Annotated in this window: 16 protein-coding genes; 14 read left to right on the top strand and 2 right to left on the bottom strand. The window is 74.1% G+C overall.

Translation table 11 applies throughout. The features are described 5' to 3' along the window. Positions 1-195 precede the first annotated feature (195 nt). The 6 genes from tig (at position 196) to CHB98_RS18375 (ending at position 6,956) form a co-directional block, all read left to right on the top strand. Positions 196-1,692 carry a trigger factor gene (gene tig, locus CHB98_RS18350; protein WP_245821388.1) on the top strand — a complete coding sequence of 499 codons (1,497 nt, stop codon included), beginning with the start codon at positions 196-198 and terminating at the stop codon, positions 1,690-1,692. A gap of 256 nt (positions 1,693-1,948) precedes the next feature. Beyond that, positions 1,949-2,584 carry an ATP-dependent Clp protease proteolytic subunit gene (locus CHB98_RS18355; RefSeq protein ID WP_425432521.1) on the top strand — a complete coding sequence of 212 codons (636 nt, stop codon included), beginning with the start codon at positions 1,949-1,951 and terminating at the stop codon, positions 2,582-2,584. An 18-nt stretch (positions 2,585-2,602) separates the two neighbouring features. After that, the gene (locus CHB98_RS18360) at positions 2,603-3,229 is read left to right on the top strand and encodes an ATP-dependent Clp protease proteolytic subunit (RefSeq protein WP_425432522.1); all 627 of its coding nucleotides are present in this window, start codon (positions 2,603-2,605) and stop codon (positions 3,227-3,229) included. A 279-nt stretch (positions 3,230-3,508) separates the two neighbouring features. Beyond that, a complete protein-coding gene (clpX, locus tag CHB98_RS18365; protein ID WP_089307055.1) occupies positions 3,509-4,780 on the top strand; it encodes an ATP-dependent Clp protease ATP-binding subunit ClpX in 1,272 nt (423 codons plus the stop codon). Positions 4,781-4,987: 207 nt separating this feature from the next. Further along, positions 4,988-5,908, top strand: coding sequence for a DUF559 domain-containing protein (locus CHB98_RS18370; RefSeq protein WP_089307176.1), 921 nt, complete (start codon positions 4,988-4,990; stop codon positions 5,906-5,908). 115 nt (positions 5,909-6,023) lie between these two features. Continuing rightward, the gene (locus tag CHB98_RS18375) at positions 6,024-6,956 is read left to right on the top strand and encodes an oxygenase MpaB family protein (protein WP_089307056.1); all 933 of its coding nucleotides are present in this window, start codon (positions 6,024-6,026) and stop codon (positions 6,954-6,956) included. Positions 6,957-6,962: 6 nt separating this feature from the next. Here CHB98_RS18375 and valS read toward each other — a convergent pair whose 3' ends face one another. Then, a complete protein-coding gene (valS, locus tag CHB98_RS18380; protein WP_089307057.1) occupies positions 6,963-9,545 on the bottom strand; it encodes a valine--tRNA ligase in 2,583 nt (860 codons plus the stop codon). Positions 9,546-9,587: 42 nt separating this feature from the next. Between valS and CHB98_RS18385 the strand changes: the two genes are divergently transcribed. Next, entirely contained in the window at positions 9,588-10,943 is a 1,356-nt protein-coding gene (locus CHB98_RS18385) for a bifunctional folylpolyglutamate synthase/dihydrofolate synthase (RefSeq protein ID WP_089307058.1), read from the top strand. Between the two features lie 73 nt (positions 10,944-11,016). After that, positions 11,017-11,400, top strand: coding sequence for a DUF4233 domain-containing protein (locus tag CHB98_RS18390; RefSeq protein WP_089307059.1), 384 nt, complete (start codon positions 11,017-11,019; stop codon positions 11,398-11,400). Here the strand turns inward: CHB98_RS18390 and CHB98_RS18395 are convergent. Then, complete coding sequence (locus CHB98_RS18395; RefSeq protein WP_089307060.1) at positions 11,384-13,165, bottom strand: S8 family serine peptidase; 1,782 nt, start codon at positions 13,163-13,165, stop codon at positions 11,384-11,386. The two genes, CHB98_RS18390 and CHB98_RS18395, sit on opposite strands and share 17 nt — an antisense overlap. Before the next feature lie 90 nt (positions 13,166-13,255). Here CHB98_RS18395 and ndk point away from each other — a divergent pair, with 90 nt between their 5' ends. From ndk to CHB98_RS18425, 6 genes are all read left to right on the top strand, one after another. After that, on the top strand, positions 13,256-13,678 hold the full coding sequence (gene ndk / locus CHB98_RS18400; RefSeq protein WP_089307061.1) for a nucleoside-diphosphate kinase: 423 nt from the start codon (positions 13,256-13,258) through the stop codon (positions 13,676-13,678). Between the two features lie 61 nt (positions 13,679-13,739). Continuing rightward, complete coding sequence (locus CHB98_RS18405) at positions 13,740-14,699, top strand: ABC transporter ATP-binding protein (protein ID WP_089307062.1); 960 nt, start codon at positions 13,740-13,742, stop codon at positions 14,697-14,699. Between the two features lies 1 nt (position 14,700). After that, positions 14,701-15,492 (top strand): ABC transporter permease, encoded by a 792-nt coding sequence (locus tag CHB98_RS18410; RefSeq protein WP_245821390.1) that lies wholly within the window; start codon positions 14,701-14,703, stop codon positions 15,490-15,492. Then, entirely contained in the window at positions 15,489-16,328 is an 840-nt protein-coding gene (locus tag CHB98_RS18415) for an ABC transporter permease (protein ID WP_089307063.1), read from the top strand. Before CHB98_RS18410 ends, CHB98_RS18415 begins: the two co-directional genes overlap by 4 nt. 37 nt (positions 16,329-16,365) lie before the next feature. Beyond that, a complete protein-coding gene (locus tag CHB98_RS18420) occupies positions 16,366-18,291 on the top strand; it encodes a TIGR03960 family B12-binding radical SAM protein (RefSeq protein ID WP_089307064.1) in 1,926 nt (641 codons plus the stop codon). Beyond that, complete coding sequence (locus CHB98_RS18425) at positions 18,291-19,055, top strand: TIGR03936 family radical SAM-associated protein (protein ID WP_089307065.1); 765 nt, start codon at positions 18,291-18,293, stop codon at positions 19,053-19,055. The genes CHB98_RS18420 and CHB98_RS18425 overlap by 1 nt, the downstream gene beginning before the upstream one ends. The last annotated feature ends 77 nt before the right edge of the window (positions 19,056-19,132 follow it).

Genomic DNA, 19,132 nt, shown 5'->3' on the forward strand with positions numbered 1-19,132 from the left:
CATGGTCGAGCCTCGGCCCGTCGTCCGGCGTGACTTGCGACATCAGTCCGGTATGTCGTGCGACATCTGTCCGGGATGTCTTGAGCCAAGACACCGCCACCCCGACCACGGTCCGCCGTCCCTAGACTCGTGGGTCGACCCGGCGCCGCCCGGCGCCCGTCCCCGTCCGTCGATCGATCGAGGAGCACTGCCGCTGTGAAGAGCACCATCGAGGAACTGGGCCCCACGCGGGTCCGGATGGCGATCGAGGTGCCGTGGGGGGACCTGGACCACGCCTTCGCCGAGGTCTACAAGGAGCTGCGCAACCAGGTGCGCATCCCCGGCTTCCGCCCCGGCAAGGTGCCCAACCGGGTCATCGACACCCGCATCGGCCGCCCCGTGGTGCTCGAGCAGGTCGTCCAGCACGCCATCCCGGAGGTCTACTCCGAGGTCGTGCGCGAGAACCAGGTGCGTGTGCTCGGCCAGCCCGACATCGAGGTGACCCGCCTCGACGACAACGACACCCTCGCCTTCACCGCGGAGGTCGAGGTCGCGCCCAAGGTCGAGCTGCCCCCGCTGGAGGACCTCGCGGTCACCGTCGACGACGTCGAGGTCACCGACGAGGAGATCGACCAGCAGATCTCGGTCATGCGCGAGCGCTTCGGCATGCTCACCGCCGTCGAGCGCGCCGCCCAGGACGGCGACTTCGTCTCCATCGACCTCGAGGCCAAGCTCGACGGCGAGGTGCTCGAGGACGGCTCGACCACCGGGATGTCCTACGAGGTCGGCTCCGGCAACCTCATGGCCGGCCTGGACGACGCCGTCCGCGGGCTGTCCGCCGACGGGTCCGCCACCTTCCGGACCGCGCTCCTGCAGGGCCCGAACGCCGGGGAGTCCGCCGACGTCACCGTCACGGTCCGCTCGGTGAAGACCAAGGAGCTGCCGGAGCTGGACGACGAGTTCGCCTCCACCGCCAGCGAGTTCGACACCTTGGACGAGCTGCGGGACGACGTCCGCACCCGGCTGGCCCGCACCAAGGTGCTGCAGCAGGGCGCGCAGGCACGCGACAAGCTGGTCGAGCACCTGATCGCCACCGTCGAGGTGCCCATCCCGGAGAAGCTGGTCGAGCGCGAGATCGAGTGGCGCAACCAGGCCATGCAGAACGAGCTGCAGCAGGCCGGCATGGACTGGGACGGGTTCCTGCAGATGTCCGGCGTGGAGAGCCGCGAGGCCTACGAGGCTGACCAGCGCACGAACATCGAGCAGGCGGTGCGCACCCAGTTCATCCTGGACGCGATCGCCGACGCCCGTGAGGTCACCGTCGACAACGAGGACCTCTCCGCGCAGGTCATGGCCCAGGCCCAGCGCAACCGGATGAGCCCGGAGCAGTACGCCCAGCAGCTGCAGCAGGGCGGCAACATCGCCGAGTTCGTCGCCGACGTCCGCCGCACCAAGACCCTCGCCCAGCTGCTCGAGCAGACCACCATCACCGACGCCTCCGGCAACGCCGTCGACCTGGAGGCGCTGCGCCCGCGCACGGTCCAGGCCCCGGCCGCCGAGGACGCCGGCACCCCGGGCGACGACGCCACCGGGGAGCCCGACCTCGGCGACGCCGAGCCCGAGGACGCGACCGAGGACGCCCTCGGCGGGGACGCCGGCGACCAGGCACCCGAGGTCGCCGGGCCCGCCGGCGGGGACACCGCCCGCGCCTGAGCAGCCGCCCGCCGGCACCGACGCCGTCCCGCCCCGGACCCCCGGGGAGGGGCGGCGTCGCCCGTCCCGGGGGGCCCCGCTGCGCCGTCGGCGAACACCCCCCGCGCCGGGACTGCCCCCTCCTGCCCGCGCGTTAGGGTCGACGCAGACCCAGGTCGGCCCCGGGACACCGCGTCCCAGCGACGCCCCCGGTCCGGCACCACCGCCCGCCCAGCGAGACCGACTGCCCGACAGTCCAACGGAGGTCACCGCACCCGTGAGCACCAACCCGAACCAGGTGAGCGCGCCGCTCATGCGTGGCGCTGCCGGGGGGATGAACCTCGGCGACTCGGTCTACGAGCGCCTGCTGCGCGAGCGCATCATCTTCCTGGGCACCCAGGTCGACGACGTCATCGCCAACCAGCTCGCCGCCCAGATGCTGCTGCTGTCCGCCGAGGACCCCAAGCGCGACATCCACCTGTACATCAACTCGCCCGGCGGCTCGGTCAGCGCCGGCATGGCCATCTACGACACGATGCAGTTCATCGACTGCGACGTGGCCACCTACGGCATGGGCCTGGCCGCCTCGATGGGCCAGTTCCTGCTCACCGCCGGCACCAGCGGCAAGCGCTACGCCCTGCCGCACGCGCGGATCATGATGCACCAGCCCTCGGCCGGCGTCGGCGGCACCGCGGCCGACATCGCCATCCAGGCCGACCTGTTCCGGCGCACGAAGCGCGAGCTCAACGAGCTGCAGTCCTTCCACACCGGGCAGAGCATCGAGCAGATCGAGAAGGACTCCGACCGCGACCGCTGGTTCACCGCGCAGGAGGCCCTCGAGTACGGGTTCGTCGACCACGTGGTGAGCAAGGCGGCCATGACCGACAGCACCAACCCGGTCACCGACAACTGACGGTTCGGAGGAACTGACGTGAGCTTCGAGATGCCCTCCAGCCGTTACATCCTGCCCTCCTTCGTGGAGCGCACGAGCTACGGCATGAAGGAGTCCAACCCCTACAACAAGCTCTTCGAGGAGCGCATCATCTTCCTCGGGGTGCAGATCGACGACGCGTCGGCCAACGACGTGATGGCCCAGCTCATCACGCTGGAGTCCGCCGACCCGGACCGCGACATCACCATCTACATCAACTCCCCGGGTGGCTCCTTCACCTCGCTGATGGCCATCTACGACACGATGATGTTCGTCCGGCCCGACATCCAGACCGTCTGCATGGGCCAGGCCGCCTCGGCCGCCGCCGTCCTGCTGGCCGCCGGCACCCCCGGCAAGCGGCTGGCGCTGCCGTACTCCCGCGTGCTCATCCACCAGCCCTCCGGTGAGGCCGGCGGGCAGGTCTCGGACCTGGAGATCCACGCAGCGGAGATCCAGCGGGTGCGCTCGCAGATGGAGGACATCCTGGCCCGGCACACCGGCCGGACCGCCGAGCAGGTCCGCGCCGACATCGACCGGGACAAGATCCTGACCGCCGAGGAGGCCAAGGCCTACGGGATCGTCGACCAGGTCATCCAGAGCCGGAAGCTGAACGCGCTCCCGGGCTGACCCTCCGCATCGGGACGGGTCGAGTGCGCGCGTGTCGGGCGCTCGACCCGTACCGTCGGAGGACGCGGGGTGCACCACTGTCGGCGCCGCACCCGCCGGGCGAGTCATCACCCGGCGGGGTCGGTACCGGGAGGTACGGTCGGCGAGCGTTCGACCCCGGCCCCGTCGCCGGGAGGAGGGCCTCGCCGAGAGCGGGGCCGAGCACGGGACACCAGCACCAGTTCACAGGCAGGCACCTGATCCGGGAGCCTGGAATCCCCCCGAGGTGGAGGTCAGCAGGTGGCACGAATCGGTGAGAGCGGTGACCTGCTCAAGTGCTCGTTCTGCGGGAAGAGCCAGAAGCAGGTCAAGAAGCTCATCGCTGGCCCCGGGGTCTACATCTGCGACGAGTGCATCGACCTCTGCAACGAGATCATCGAGGAGGAGCTCTCGGAGTCGTCGGACCTCAAGTTCGACGAGCTGCCGAAGCCCAAGGAGATCCACGACTTCCTCGAGCAGTACGTCATCGGGCAGGACAAGGCCAAGCGGGCCCTGTCGGTCGCGGTCTACAACCACTACAAGCGGGTGCAGGCCGGCGGCGCGGGCGGCCGCGACGACTCCGTCGAGCTGGCCAAGTCCAACATCCTGCTGATGGGCCCGACCGGCTGCGGCAAGACCCACCTCGCGCAGACCCTGGCCCGGATGCTCAACGTCCCCTTCGCCATCGCCGACGCGACCGCGCTCACCGAGGCCGGCTACGTCGGTGAGGACGTCGAGAACATCCTGCTCAAGCTGATCCAGGCCGCCGACTACGACGTCAAGCGGGCCGAGACCGGGATCATCTACATCGACGAGGTCGACAAGATCGCCCGCAAGAGCGAGAACCCGTCGATCACCCGCGACGTCTCCGGCGAGGGCGTGCAGCAGGCGCTGCTGAAGATCCTCGAGGGGACGACGGCCTCGGTGCCCCCGCAGGGCGGCCGCAAGCACCCGCACCAGGAGTTCATCCAGATCGACACGACGAACGTGCTGTTCATCGTGGGCGGCGCCTTCGCCGGGCTGGAGAAGATCATCGAGCAGCGGGCCGGCAAGCAGGGCATCGGCTTCGGCTCGGAGGTCCGCTCCAAGAAGGAGATGGACGAGGCCAACACCTTCGCCGAGGTCATGCCCGAGGACCTGCTGAAGTTCGGCATGATCCCGGAGTTCATCGGCCGGCTGCCGGTCATCACCAGCGTCGAGAAGCTCGACCGCGACGCGCTGATGAACATCCTCACCGAGCCGAAGAACGCCCTGGTGCGCCAGTACCGGCGGCTGTTCGAGCTCGACGGGGTGGAGCTGGAGTTCACCGACGACGCGCTGGAGTCGATCGCCGACCAGGCCATCCTCCGCGGCACCGGCGCCCGCGGCCTCCGCGCGATCATGGAGGAGGTGCTGCAGTCGGTGATGTACGACGTCCCCAGCCGCGACGACGTCGCCTCCGTGGTGATCACCCGGGAGGTCGTGCTGGAGCACGTCAACCCGACGATCGTGCCCCGCAAGCCCAGCCGCGCCCCCCGCGAGAAGTCGGCCTAGCAGGCCGACCCCGCGCTGAGCGAGCCCGTCCCCGACCACCGGGGGCGGGCTCGCTGTCGTCCGGGGCGGGAGCGTGTGCGCCGGGGCCCCGTTCCACCGTCGCGAGTGGGGCCCGGGCGCACTCCGTCGCTGTCCACCGCGCCGGCCGCCGTCCACAGACCCGCCGACGGCGACTCCCGCGGCCCCGGCCGTGCCGAGGCTCGGCGCATGACCCACGACCCTGCTGCCCTCCTCGGCCCGGACGGGTGGGCCACCTGGGAGGCGCTCACCGCCCGCGTCGGGCGCGGGACCGTCACCCGCCTCGTCCGCTCGGGGCGGGTGGTCCGCCTCCAGCCCGGCGTCTACGCGCTGCCGGGCCCGGCCCGCGACTGGCGGCTCCGGATGGAGGCCGCGGTGCACGCCTGCGACGGCGTGGTCAGCCACCGGTCCGCCCTGGCGCTGTGGGGGCTCGCCCCGCCCGGTGGTTCGGTGCACCTGACGGTGGCGTGCACGCGGAGCGGCCGGGGCACCGCGGGCGTCGTCCTGCACCGCACGCGGCACCTCGACGACAGCACCCGGCGGGTCGACGGTCTGCCGGTGTCCTGCCCGGAGCGGGCCATCGTCGACGCCTGGGGCTCCCCGGCGGGCCTGAGCCGCGCCGACGTGCGGGCGGCCGCCATCGACGCCGTCCGACGGAGGCTGTGCGGGCCGCGCGAGCTGTGCCGGGAGGTCGAGCGCCGGCCGTGCCTGCCCGGGCGGGCCGAGCTGGTGGACCTGGTCCGGCTGCTGGCGGAGGGGTGCCGCAGCGAGCTGGAGATCTGGGGCTGCCTGAGGGTGCTGCGCGGGCCGGGCATGCCACGGTTCACCCAGCAGCGCCGGATCGAGGTGGCGGGGGAGACGTTCCTCCTGGACGCCGCCTACGACGAGGTGCAGCTCGCGGTCGAGATGGACGGCGCGGCCTGGCACGGCTCCCGGGCGCAGCGCGAGCAGGACATCCGGCGGGACGCGCTGGTGGCGACGGTCGGGTGGCAGACCCTGCGGTTCGGCTTCCGCCGGATGACCACCGAACCGCAGCGCTGCCGCGCGGAGGTCCTCGCCGTCCACACCGCCCGCCGGCGCCTGTTCGCCGCCGCCGAGCGTGGGCGCTGACGCCCCCGTTCCCACCACCGGACGGGGCGACGGCGCACACCCTCGCGCGGGGAGGCCCGCCCAGAGCCGGTGTCGTGCGCGGCGCGGCCGGCGATCCGCTGGCACCCTCGGCGGGGTGCGCGCCCTCACCGCCCTGCCCGACGCCGCGCGCGCCGCCTTCCGCAGCCGCGTCTCCGGTGACCCGACCGGCGCGCCCGACTGGGTCCGGGACATCGCCCGCGTCGGCACCGGGCCGGGCTGGTTCGAGCCGGACGGCGTGGTGTGGCGGGTGCACGGCGACCTGTCCACGCTGGTCGGGGGAGTGGCCGCGCTGCTCGGCCAGGCCGCGCACCCGCTGGCCCTGGCCGGGGTGCAGCGGCACTCGGCCTACCGCGAGGACCCGTGGAAGCGGCTGGCCGGCACCGCCCGCTGGCTGGTGGTGAGCACCTTCGGCTCCGCCGAGCTGGCCGAGCGGGAGGCCGCCCGGGTGCGCGACATGCACGACAGCGTCCGCGGCCGGGTCGCCGGCCGCCCCTACTCCGCGTCGGACCCGGTGCTGCTGCGCTGGGTGCACCTGGCCTTCACCGACGCGTTCCTCGCCGCCCAGCAGGCCGTCGGCCGCGACCTCACCGCCCGCTTCGGCCGCGGCTGGCCGGACGTCTACGTCGCCGAGTGGGCCCGCAGCGCGCACGCCCTCGGCGCAACCGACCTCCCGGGCAGCGCGGCCGAGCTGGCCGAGGCCCTGGCCGCGCACCGCCCCGAGCTGGCCCCCGTGCCGGAGTCGCTGCGGGACTTCCTCGCCGCACCGCCGGGCCTGAGCCCGCCCGAGCGGGTGTTCTACCGGGGCCTGTCCGGTGCCGCGGCGCACCTGGTCTCCCCGGCGGTCGCGCCGTGCGCCGGCGTCCCCGGCCGCGGCAGCGGCGGGACCGGCCGGATCACCGCGGCCCGGCTGCAGCTGCGCACCCTGCAGCTGGCCCTCGGCGGCCACAGCCCCTCCGAGGAGGCGGCGCGCTGGCGGCTGGGGCTCGGACCGGCGCCGGCCTGGGCGGCCACCGGAACCGCGGCCTGAGGCGGGTCAGGCCCCCGCGGGCGCCAGCACCACGTCCACCGTCAGCGGGCCGTCCCCGGCGGCCACGGTCAGCGACGCGATCCGGCCGGCGTCCACCAGGTCGCCGCGGGCGGCCTCCAGCAGCGGCACCTGACCGGCCGGCGCGGTCACCGTCGCGGACTCCACATCCGCGCGCATCGACACCTTGGCGTCGGACTTCGCCTTGCGCACCCCGCCCAGCGCGGCGGCCACCAGCGGCAGCACCGCCGGGTCCCCACCCGCGGGCAGCTCGCCGGCGGCCGGCCACGGGGCACGGTGCACCGAGCCGGCCTGCCACCAGGACCAGACCTCCTCGGTGACGAACGGCAGCACCGGGGCGAACAGCCGCAGCTGCACCGACAGCGCCAGCGCCAGCGCAGCCCGGGCGGACTCCGCGGCCGACCCGGTCCCGTAGGCGCGGGACTTCACCAGCTCCACGTGGTCGTCGCAGAACGACCAGAAGAACGCCTCGGTGACCTCCAGCGCGCGGGTGTAGTTGTGGGCCTCCATCGCCGCGGTCGCCTCGTCGACGACGCCGGCCAGCCCGGCCAGCAGCGAGAGGTCCACCGGCTCGGTCACCGCGTCCGCCGACGCCGAGGCCGACGCCCCCAGCCCCAGCACGAACTTGCCCACGTTGAGGATCTTGATGGCCAGCCGGCGGCCGACCTTCATCTGCGCCTCGTCGAAGGGGGAGTCCGCGCCCGGCCGGGCGCCAGCGGCCCGCCAGCGCACCGCGTCGGTGCCGTAGCGCTCCAGCACGTCGATCGGGGTGACCACGTTGCCCTTGGACTTCGACATCTTCTTGCGGTCGGGGTCGACGACGAAGCCGGAGATGGTGGCGTGCGTCCAGGGCACCGTGCCGTGCTCGAAGTGCGAGCGGACGACGGTGGAGAACAGCCAGGTGCGGATGATGTCGTGCGCCTGCGGGCGCTGGTCCATCGGGAAGACGTGCGCGAACAGCTCCGGGTCGGTGTCCCAGCCGCAGGCCACCTGCGGCGACAGCGACGACGTGGCCCAGGTGTCCATGACGTCGGGGTCGGCGGCGAACCCACCCGGCTTGCCGCGCTGGTCCTCGGTGTAGCCCTCCGGCACGTCGGACGACGGGTCGACCGGCAGCGCCGACTCCGGCGCCAGCAGGGGCTCGTCGAACACCGGCTCGCCGGCGTCGTCGAGGGCGTACCAGACCGGGAACGGGACGCCGAAGAACCGCTGCCGGCTGATCAGCCAGTCGCCGTTGAGGCCCTCGACCCAGTTCTCGTAGCGGTGCCGCATGTGCTCGGGCACCCAGCGGATCTCCCGGCCCCGGGCGAGCAGCGCCTCCCGCAGGTCGGCGTCCCGGCCGCCGTTGCGGATGTACCACTGCCGGGTGGTGACGATCTCCAGCGGCCGCTCGCCCTTCTCGAAGAACTTCACCGGGTGCGTGATCGGCCGCGGCTCGCCGTCGAGGTCACCGGACTCGCGCAGCAGCTCCACCATGCGGGCCTGCGCGCTGAACACGGTCTTGCCGGCCAGCTCGGCGTAGGGCGCCGCCGGGACGCCCGGCGGCGGCTCGGGCAGCAGCCGGCCGTCCCAGCCGACGACCGCGCGGGTGGGCAGCTGCAGCTCCCGCCACCAGGTGACGTCGTTGAGGTCGCCGAAGGTGCAGATCATCGCGATGCCCGAGCCCTTGTCCGGCTCGGCGAGGCGGTGGGCCACCACGGGCACCTCGACGCCGAACACCGGCGTCCGCACCGTGGAGCCGAACAGTGGCCGGTACCGCTCGTCGTCGGGGTGCGCGACCAGCGCGACGCAGGCGGGCAGCAGCTCCGGGCGGGTGGTCTCGATGAACACCGGGCCGTCGGGGGAGGAGAAGGCGATCCGGTGGTAGGCGCCGGGGCGCTCGCGGTCCTCCAGCTCGGCCTGCGCGACCGCCGTCCGGAAGGTGACGTCCCACAGCGTCGGCGCCTCCTGTGCGTAGGCCTCGCCGCGGGCCAGGTTGTGCAGGAAGGCGCGCTGCGCGGTCGCGCGGGAGGTCTCGGAGATCGTCCGGTACACGTTGGTCCAGTCCACCGACAGCCCGACGCGGCGCCACAGCTCGGCGAAGGCCTCCTCGTCCTCCGCCGTCAGCTGCTCGCACAGCTCGACGAAGTTGCGCCGGGACACCGGCACCTGCTCCTTGCCCGGCTTCGCGGGCGGGGCGAAGCCGTCGTCGTAGGGGAGCGAGGGATCGCAGCGCACGCCGTAGTAGTTCTGCACCCGCCGCTCGGTGGGCAGGCCGTTGTCGTCCCAGCCCATCGGGTAGAAGACGTGCCGGCCGCGCATCCGCTGGTAGCGGGCGACGATGTCGGTGTGCGTGTAGCTGAACACGTGCCCGACGTGCAGCGAGCCGCTGGCCGTCGGCGGCGGGGTGTCGATCGACCAGGTCTGCTCGCGCGGGGCGGCCAGCGCGGCCGCGCGGTCGAAGGCGTAGGTGCCGTCGGCCGCCCAGCGGGCGGTCCACCGCTCCTCGAGCCCGTCCAGCGACGGCTTGTCCGGTACGCCGGCCGACGCTCCCGGCGCAGCGGTGTCCGGGGTCGTGGTGTCGGCAGCCATGGGGGTCAGTCTAGGAAGTCGGCGGCTGGCATCCTGGGCAGGATGAGGAGCACCGGGACCGCCGACCTCGCCCGCGTCGAGGGCGAGCTGCTGGCCCGCTGGCCGGAGACCCGCCTGGAGCCCTCGCTCGGCCGGATCGCCGCCCTGGTGGACCTGCTCGGCTCCCCGCACCGGGCCTACCCCGTCGTCCAGGTGGCCGGCACCAACGGCAAGACGACGACGGCGCGGATGGTCGACGAGCTGCTGCGCGGCTTCGGCCTGCGGGTGGGCCGCTTCACCAGCCCGCACCTGCAGTCGGTGCGCGAGCGGATCGTGCTCGACGGCGAGCCGGTCAGCCCCGAGCGCTTCGTGGAGACCCACGACGACGTCGCGCCCTACGTGCGGATGGTCGACGCCGCTGGCGGGCACCCGATGAGCTTCTTCGAGGTCATGGTGGGCATGGCCTACGCCACCTTCGCCGAGGCCCCGGTCGACGTCGCCGTCGTCGAGGTGGGCATGGGCGGCACCTGGGACGCCACCACCGTCGTCGACGCCCGCGTCGCCGTCGTCACCCCCGTGGCGCTGGACCACGCCGAGTACCTCGGCCCGGACGTCGGCACCATCGCCGGGGAGAAGGCCGGGGTGATCAAGCGCGACGCCGTCGCGGTGCTGGCCCGCCAGCAGCCCGCGGCGCTGGACGCGCTGGTCCGCCGGGCCGTCGAGGTGGAGGCGGTGGTCGCCCGGGAGGGCACCGAGTTCGGGGTGCTGGAGCGGCGGGTCGCCGTGGGCGGGCAGCAGGTGCGGCTGCAGGGCCTGGGCGGGGAGTACGCGGAGGTGTTCCTGCCGCTGTTCGGCGCCCACCAGGCGCAGAACGCCGCGACCGCGCTGGCCGCCGTCGAGGCGTTCCTCGGCGCGGGCGCGGGCACCGGGCCGATCGACCAGGAGACCGTGCGCGCCGCGTTCGCCGCCGTCCGGTCGCCGGGCCGCCTGGAGCGGGTGCGCACCAGCCCGACGGTGCTGGTGGACGCCGCGCACAACCCCGCCGGCATGGCCGCGACGGTCGAGGCGGTCCGCGAGTCCTTCGACTTCACCCGGCTGGTCGGGGTGGTCGGCGTGGTCCACGGCAAGGACGTCGAGGGGATGCTGCGCGAGCTGGAGGGCGTCTGCGCCGAGCTGGTGGTCACCCAGAACGCCTCGCCGCGGGCGATGCCGGCCGACGAGCTGGGCGCGCTGGCCGTCGACGTCTTCGGCGCCGGCCGGGTCAGCGTCTCCCCGCGGCTGCCCGAGGCCCTCAGCGAGGCGATCGAGCTGGCCGAGGCCGGCCCGGACGACGCCCTCGGCGGCTCCGGCGTGCTGGTCACCGGCAGCGTCGTCACCGCCGGCGAGGCCCGCACGATCCTCGGCCGGAGCCAGGCGTGACCGAGCTCGCGAGGTCACGCATGGGTGGAGCACCGCGCGGCACGGCGTCGACGAGCGCCAGCGAGGAGACGCCGTGACCGCGCCGGACCCGGTGCGGGCGGCCCGTGCGCTGCGCGGTGCCGCGGCCGCGGTGCTCGTGCTCGAGGGCATCGCCGTGCTGTTCGTGCCACGGGGCATCGCCCAGACCGGCGACGGTCTCGGCGGCCTGGAGCTGACCCTGCTGCTGGCGCTGGCTGCCGTCCTCGTGCTGGCCAGCGGGGTGCAGCGCCGTCCGCAGGGCCTGGTGGTGGGCACCGCGCTGCAGGTGCCGCTGCTGCTCACCGGTCTGATCAACGGCGCCATGTGGTTCGTCGGCGGCGTCTTCGTGCTCATCTGGCTGTACCTGCTGCAGATCCGCAAGGAGCTGCTGGGCTCCCCGTTCGGGGAGCCCGGCCCGCCGGTCAGCGGCGGGGCGTGACCGTGGCGCTGCCCTTCGACCGGGGGCCGGCACCCGCCTCGTTGACCGCGGCGACCTTGAACCAGTAGCCGGTGCCGTTGCGCAGCCCGGTCACGGTGACCCGGGTGGCGCTGCCGCGGGCGGTGACGGTCTTGACCAGGGTGCTGCCGCGGTAGGCGCGCACGGTGTACCCGGTGACCGGGGCGCCGCCGGTGACGGTGGGGGCGGCCCAGCGGACGACGACGGAACCGTCGCCGGCGAACGGCCGCCAGATGGCCGGGGCCCCGGGCACGGTGCGCGGGGTGGCCGTGGCGCTCAGCGCGGAGGGACGGCCGGCACCGGCGACGTTGACCGCGGTGACGGTGAACCGGTAGCCGGTGCCGTTCGTCAGGCCCGTCACGGTGACCCGGGTGGCGCTGCCGCCGGCGGTGACGGTCTTGACCAGGGTGCTGCCGCGGTGGGCGCGCACGGTGTACCCGGTGACCGGGGCGCCGCCGGTGACGGTGGGGGCGGCCCAGCGCACGACGACCGAGCCCACGCCGGCGAACGGCTTCCAGATCGCGGGCGCACCGGGCGCCGAGGCCACCGTGCCGGTGGACTCCAGGCTGTTGCCGGCCTGCACGGCGCGGACGGCATCGACCAGGCCGTGGCCGAACCAGTCGTCGCGGCCGGCGGTGCCCAGGTCGGTCGTGCTCGCGACCAGCGCCCGCTCCACCTGGTCGGGCGTGAGGCCGGGGGCGGCCGCCTCGACCAGCGCGGCCACGCCGGCCACGTGCGGGGACGCCATCGACGTGCCGTTCAGGGAGGCCAGGCTGCCGTCCAGGTGGGTGGACAGGATCCCGACGCCCGGCGCGGCGAGGTCGACGGTGCTGCCGGAGTTGGAGAACGAGGCCCGGGCCTGCTGCGCGTCCACGGCTGCCACGCTGATGACCCCCGGCTCCGCGGCCGGGTAGGACGGGGTCGAGGTGTTGTCGTTGCCGGCCGCGGCGACGACCGTCACGCCCCTGGAACGCGCGTAGTCCACGGCGGAGGCGAACAGCCCGGCGCCGCCCGGCCCGCCCAGCGACATGTTGATGACGTCGGCGCCGTTCTCGGCGGCCCAGATGATCCCGCTGTTCACCGCGCTGGAGGAGCCGGACCCGTCGTCCCCGAGGACCTTGACCGGCATGACCCGCACCCCGTGCGCCACGCCCTCGACGTCGGACGCGGCGTCCGCGGCGACGGTGCCGGCCACGTGCGTGCCGTGCCCCTGCCGGTCGGTGGTGTCCAGCTCCCCGCCCGGCGAGGTGGTGAAGTTGCGCCCCGGCACGAGGACGCCGGCCAGCTCCGGGTGCGGCGCGACACCGGTGTCCAGGACGGCGACGACGACGCCCGACAGCGGGCCGTCGACCCCGGCGCGGGCGGCCTCGGAGCGCACCATCTCGTTGCCGTACTGGCGGTGGGCGCCCCCCAGCGCGCGGACGACGACCGAGACGGCGGCGGACTCGACGGCCGGCTGGTCCTCGAGCAGCTCGGCGGCCGCGGCGGCGTCGGTGCGCGAGTCGGCGTCCAGCGTGACGATCTCCGGGCCGTCGGGCGTCACCACGAAGGCCTCGAGCGGGACGCCGGTCCCGGTGGTGAGCGTGGACAGCGCCTGCTCCTCGCTCGCGGAGAGCTCGGCGTCGAGCACCGCGGGGACGTCCACGCCGGCGCCGGCCGGCGTCTCGGCCAGGGCGGGTGCGACCGGGGAGACCACGGTCAGGACCAGGGCCGTGCCGACGACGAGGGACCGCGCTCGGGTGCTCACCCGGTGGTCTTCGGCACGGGGACCCCCGACCTCCATCCCCCGGACGAGGGAGCCGGGGCGTCCCCGGGCCACCGCGTAGGCTGCCCGCTCGTGTCCGCCCCCGCGCCCGAGCGCACCCTGGTCCTCGTCAAGCCCGACGGCGTCGCCCGCGGCCTGGTCGGCGAGGTGATCTCGCGCCTGGAGGCCAAGGGCCTGCGCCTGGTCGCCGCCGAGCTGCGCACGCTGACCCGCGACGTGGCCGAGGAGCACTACGGCGAGCACCGCGAGCGGCCGTTCTTCGGCTCGCTGGTCGACTTCATCACCGGCGGCCCGCTGCTCGCGCTCGTCGTCGAGGGCCCGCGGGCGGTCGAGGCCTTCCGCGCGCTGGCCGGCGCCACCGACCCGGTCACGGCTGCGCCCGGCACCATCCGCGGCGACCTCGGCCTCGAGGTGCAGGAGAACATCGTCCACGGCTCGGACTCCCCGGAGTCCGCGGCCCGCGAGATCGGCCTGTTCTTCCCCGGCCTCGGCTGACCGGGCCACCGCGGTCCGGAACCCGGTCGTTCCCGTCCCCGGCCGTCGCTACGGTGCGGGGGTGCAGCAGGACGGGGCGTTGATCCGCGCCCGGGGCCTGGTGAAGCGCTTCGGCGGCTTCACCGCGGTCGACGGCATCGACGTGGACGTCGCACCGGGGGAGGCCTTCGGCTTCCTCGGGCCCAACGGCGCCGGCAAGAGCTCCACCATGCGCATGATCGGTGCGGTGTCGCCGCCGACATCGGGGGAGCTGCGTGTCCTGGGCCTCGACCCGTCGGCCGACGGCCCGGCGATCCGCGCCCGGCTCGGCGTCGTCCCGCAGACCGACAACCTCGACGTGGAGATCACCGTCGAGGAGAACCTGCTCGTCTACGGCCGCTACTTCGGGTTGCCCCGGCCGCTGCTGCGCGAGCGCGCCCGGGAGCTGCTGGAGTTCGTGCAGCTGTCCGACCGGGCCGGCGACCGGGTGGAGCCACTGTCCGGCGGCATGAAGCGGCGGCTCACCATCGCCCGCGCGCTGGTCAACGAGCCGGACGTCGTCCTGCTCGACGAGCCGACCACCGGCCTGGACCCGCAGGCCCGGCACGTGCTGTGGGAGCGGCTCTACCGGCTCAAGCAGCGGGGGGTCACCCTCGTGCTGACCACGCACTACATGGACGAGGCCGAGCAGCTGTGCGACCGGCTGGTGGTCATGGACAAGGGGCGGATCGCCGCGGAGGGGTCGCCGGCGGAGCTGATCCGGCGGTACGCCACGCGGGAGGTGCTGGAGCTGCGTTTCCCGGTGCTGGAGGGCCAGCCCGGCCCGGAGCGGTACGTGCCCGACCTCGACCCGGTCGTGCGGCAGGGCGCCGTCGAGCGGGTCGAGGTGCTGCCCGACCGGCTGCTGCTGTACACCCCGGACGGCGACGCCGCGCTGTCGGCGGTGACCGGCAGCGGCCTGCACCCGCTGTCCAGCCTCGTGCGCCGCAGCTCGCTGGAGGACGTCTTCCTCCGGCTGACCGGCCGGACCCTGGTCGACTGACGTGGCGGCCCGCGACGCGATCATCAGCCCCGGCGCCCTCGCCGTCGCCGAGCAGCGGCTCACCGCCTACCGGCACTTCTGGCGCAGCAGCCTGGTCAGCAGCGTGCTGGAGCCCGCGCTGTTCCTCGCCGCCATGGGGCTGACCCTGGGCGTGCTGGTCGACCGGGGCACCGGGCTGCCGGACGGGGTGGCCTACCTGTCCTTCCTGGCGCCGGGCCTGCTCGCCGCGGCGGCGATGCAGCTGGGCAGCTTCGAGTCGACCTACCCGGTGCTCGGGGCGATCAAGTGGCAGAAGACCTACGAGGCGGTGCTGGCGACGCCGGCCGGCGTCCGGGACCTGCTGGTCGGGCACCTGCTGTACGTCGCGTTCCGGGTGGGGACGTCGGCCGCGCTGTTCCTCGGCGTGCTGGTGCTCTTCGGGGCCGCCGACAGCCTGTTGGTGCTGCTCGCGCTGCCCGCGGCGCTGCTCACCGGCATGGCGTTCGCCGCCCCCGTCACGGCGTTCTCCGCGACGCTGGAGAACGACCCCGGCTTCGCCGCGCTGCAGCGGTTCGGCATCCTGCCGATGTTCCTGTTCTCCGGCACGTTCTTCCCGGTCGCCCAGCTGCCGGCCTTCTTCGAGGCGGTCGCGTACGCCACGCCGCTGTGGCACGGGGTCTCCCTCGCCCGGGGCCTGGCGCTGGGCACGATCGAGGCGGGGCCGGCGCTGCTGCACGTCGGCTACCTGCTCCTGTGGTCCGTGGTCGGGGCCGCGCTGGCCGTGCGCACCTTCACCCGGAGGCTCGTCACGTGACCGCCGTCGAGGTCGCCCCCGGCCCCCGGCCGCAGGCGCTGCTCTGGCGGGTCTTCCCGCTGTACCCGTTCTCCGCCCGTCGCGCCGGGCACCTGGTGTCCCGCAACCTGCTGGTCGCCCGCCGCACCTGGGTGCTGTTCGTCTCCGGGCTGTTCGAGCCGTTCTTCTACCTGCTCTCGATCGGCGTCGGCATCGGCGGCCTGGTGGGCACCGTCGTGACCGACGACGGCGCGGCGATCAGCTACCAGGCGTTCGTGGCGCCGGGCCTGATGGCCGCGGCGGCGATGAACGGCGCGATCTACGACTCGGTCTTCAACCTCTTCTTCAAGCTGAAGTACAGCAGGCTCTACGACGCCGTCCTCGCCACGCCGCTGTCCGCGGCCGACGCGGCGGTGGGGGAGACGGCCTGGTCGCTGATCCGCGGGGCCACCTACTCGGCGGCGTTCCTGGTGGTGATGACCCTGCTGGGGCTGGTCGGGTCGTGGTGGGCGCTGCTGGCCCTGCCCGCGGCGGTCCTCATCGGCTTCGCCTTCGCCGCGGTCGGCCTGACCGCGGCCACGTTCCTGCGCGGCTGGCAGGACTTCGAGTTCGTGCAGCTGGTGCTGCTGCCGCTGTTCCTGTTCTCGACCACCTTCTACCCGCTGTCGACCTATCCGGGGCCGCTGCAGGTCGTCGTCCAGTGCACGCCGCTCTACCACGGCATCGAGCTGGTCCGCGGCCTGGTCACCGGCGACGTCGGCTGGTCGCTGCTCGGCCACGTCGGCTACCTCGCCGGGATGGGCCTGGTCGCGCTGGCGATCGGCGCCCGGCGCCTGGGCGGCCTGCTGCTGAGGTGACGCCCGGCGGGAGCCGGCCGACTACCCTGGTCGGGTCATGAACGGTGAATCGCTGTACCCCCGTCTCGAACCGCTGCTCGCCCAGGTGCAGAAGCCGATCCAGTACGTCGGCGGTGAGCTCAACGCGCAGGTCAAGGCGTGGGACGACGTCGCCGTCCGCTGGGCGCTGATGTACCCGGACGCCTACGAGGTGGGGCTGCCCAACCAGGGCCTCATGATCCTCTACGAGGTGCTCAACGAGCGGCCCGACGCCCTGGCCGAGCGCACCTACGCCGTCTGGCCCGACCTCGCCGCCCTCATGCGCGAGGCCGGCGTCGGCCAGTTCACCGTCGACCTCCACCGCGCCGTCCGCGACTTCGACGTCCTCGGCGTCAGCTTCGCCACCGAGCTCGGCTACACCAACCTGCTCGAGGCCCTCGACCTCGCCGGTGTCCCGCTGCACGCGGTCGACCGCGACGAGACGCACCCGGTCGTCGTCGCCGGCGGGCACGCCGCGTTCAACCCCGAGCCGGTGGCCGACTTCGTCGACTGCGCCGTCCTCGGCGACGGCGAGCAGGTCGTCGGCGACGTCACCGACGTGGTCGCGGCGTGGAAGGAGCAGGGCCGCCCCGGCGGGCGGGTCGAGCTGCTGGCCCGGCTGGCCCGGGTGGACGGCGTCTACGTGCCGCGCTTCTACGCGGTCTCCTACGCACCCGACGGCGCCATCGCGGCCGTCACGCGCACCCGGGACGACGTCCCCGCGCGGGTCGGCAAGCGCACCGTCATGGACCTCGACGAGTGGCCCTACCCGAAGACCCCGCTGGTGCCGCTGGCCGAGTCCGTGCACGAGCGGATGAGCGTGGAGATCTTCCGCGGCTGCACCCGCGGCTGCCGGTTCTGCCAGGCCGGGATGATCACCCGCCCGGTGCGCGAGCGGACCATCACCGGCATCGGCTCGATGGTCGACCAGGGGCTGCGCGCCACCGGCTACGAGGAGGTCGGGCTGCTGTCGCTGTCCAGCGCCGACCACTCCGAGATCGGGCAGGTCGCCAAGGAGCTCGCCGACCGCTACGAGGGCACCAACACCGGGCTGTCGCTGCCGTCGACCCGGGTGGACGCCTTCAACGTCACCCTGGCCAACGAGCTGTCCCGCAACGGCCGCCGCTCCGGGCTGACCTTCGCCCCCGAGGGCGGCAGCGAGCGGATCCGCCGGGTGATCAACAAGACCGTGTCCAAGGAGGACCTGGTCCGCACGGTCACCACCGCCTACGCCAACGGCTGGCAGCAGGTGAAGCTCTACTTCATGTGCGGCCTGCCGACCGAGACCGACGAGGACGTGCTGGAGATCGCCGAGCTCGCCGTCGAGGTCATCCGCGCCGGCCGGGAGGCCAGCGGGCGCAGGGACATCCGCTGCACCGTCTCCATCGGCGGCTTCGTGCCCAAGCCGCACACGCCGTTCCAGTGGGCCGGGCAGGCCGGCGCGGACACCATCGACCACCGGCTGCGGGTGCTGCGGCAGGCCATCAACGCCGACCGGCGCATCGGCCGCTCCATCGGCCTGCGCTACCACGACGGCAAGCCCGGGGTGGTCGAGGGCCTGCTGTCCCGCGGCGACCGCCGCGTCGGCCGGGTGATCGAGCGGGTGTGGCGCGAGGGCGGCCGGTTCGACGGCTGGAGCGAGCACTTCTCCTACGAGCGCTGGACCGCCGCCGCGGCCGCGGAGCTGGCGCCGCTCGGCGTCGACCTGGACTGGTACACCACCCGCGAGCGCGGCCAGGACGAGGTGCTGCCCTGGGACCACCTGGACTCCGGGCTGGACAAGGAGTGGCTCTGGGACGACTGGCAGGACGCCCTGCGCGAGGAGGAGGTCGCCGACTGCCGGTGGACCCCCTGCTACGACTGCGGCGTCTGCCCGACCAACGGCACCGAGATCCAGACGGGGCCGACCGGGCGCAGCCTGCTGCCGCTCACGGTCGTCCGGTAGTGGCCCGCCAGCCCGAGGGCCCGCCGCCGCCCCCGGCGGTGCAGAAGCTGCGGCTGCGCTACGCCAAGCGCGGGCCGCTGCGCTTCGCCTCGCACCGCGACCTGGCCCGGGCCCTGGAGCGGGCGCTGCGCCGGGCGCGGGTGCCCATGGCGTTCTCCGCCGGGTTCAGCCCGCACCCGAAGATCTCCTACGTGGGGGCCGCGCCCACGGGGGCGGCCAGCGAGGCCGAGTACGTGGAGATCGGCCTCACCGAGCGGTGCGACCCCGAGGCGGTGCGGGCCGCGCTGGACGCCTCGCTGCCCCCGGGCGTCGACGTCCTCGAGTGCGTGGAGGCCCTGGCACCGGGGTCGCTGGCCGACCGGATCGACGCCGCCGTCTGGCGGGTGGAGCTGCCCGGCGTGGCGCCCGCGGAGCTGGCCGCAGCGGTCGAGGCGCTCCTCGCCGCCGAGCAGGTCACCGTCGCCAAGCGCACCAAGAACGGCCTCCGGGACGTCGACGCGCGGCCCGCCGTGGCCGGCGCCTCGGCGGGCGGGGAGGCAGGTTGTGCCATACTGCACATGGTCGTCCGGCAGGTGACGCCCGCCGTTCGACCCGACGACGTGTTGGCCGCCCTGGCTGCCGTCGCCGGTCTGCGCCCGCCGTCGCCCCCACGGGCCGTGCGTGAGGCGCAAGGCCGGCTCGACGACAGTGGGACCGTGGCCGACCCGTTGGGCCCGGACCGCGACGCGGGCGCCCGCTGCCAGGGGGAGCCCGCCACGGTCTGACCCGTGGACCCCGGGTCCGCACGCCGTCGAGCGGCACGGCTGCCAGACGTGACGCACCCCGAGATCTCGCACCACCC

Origin of the sequence: Geodermatophilus pulveris (genome assembly GCF_900188375.1) — a bacterium.
Lineage (GTDB): Bacteria > Actinomycetota > Actinomycetes > Mycobacteriales > Geodermatophilaceae > Geodermatophilus > Geodermatophilus pulveris.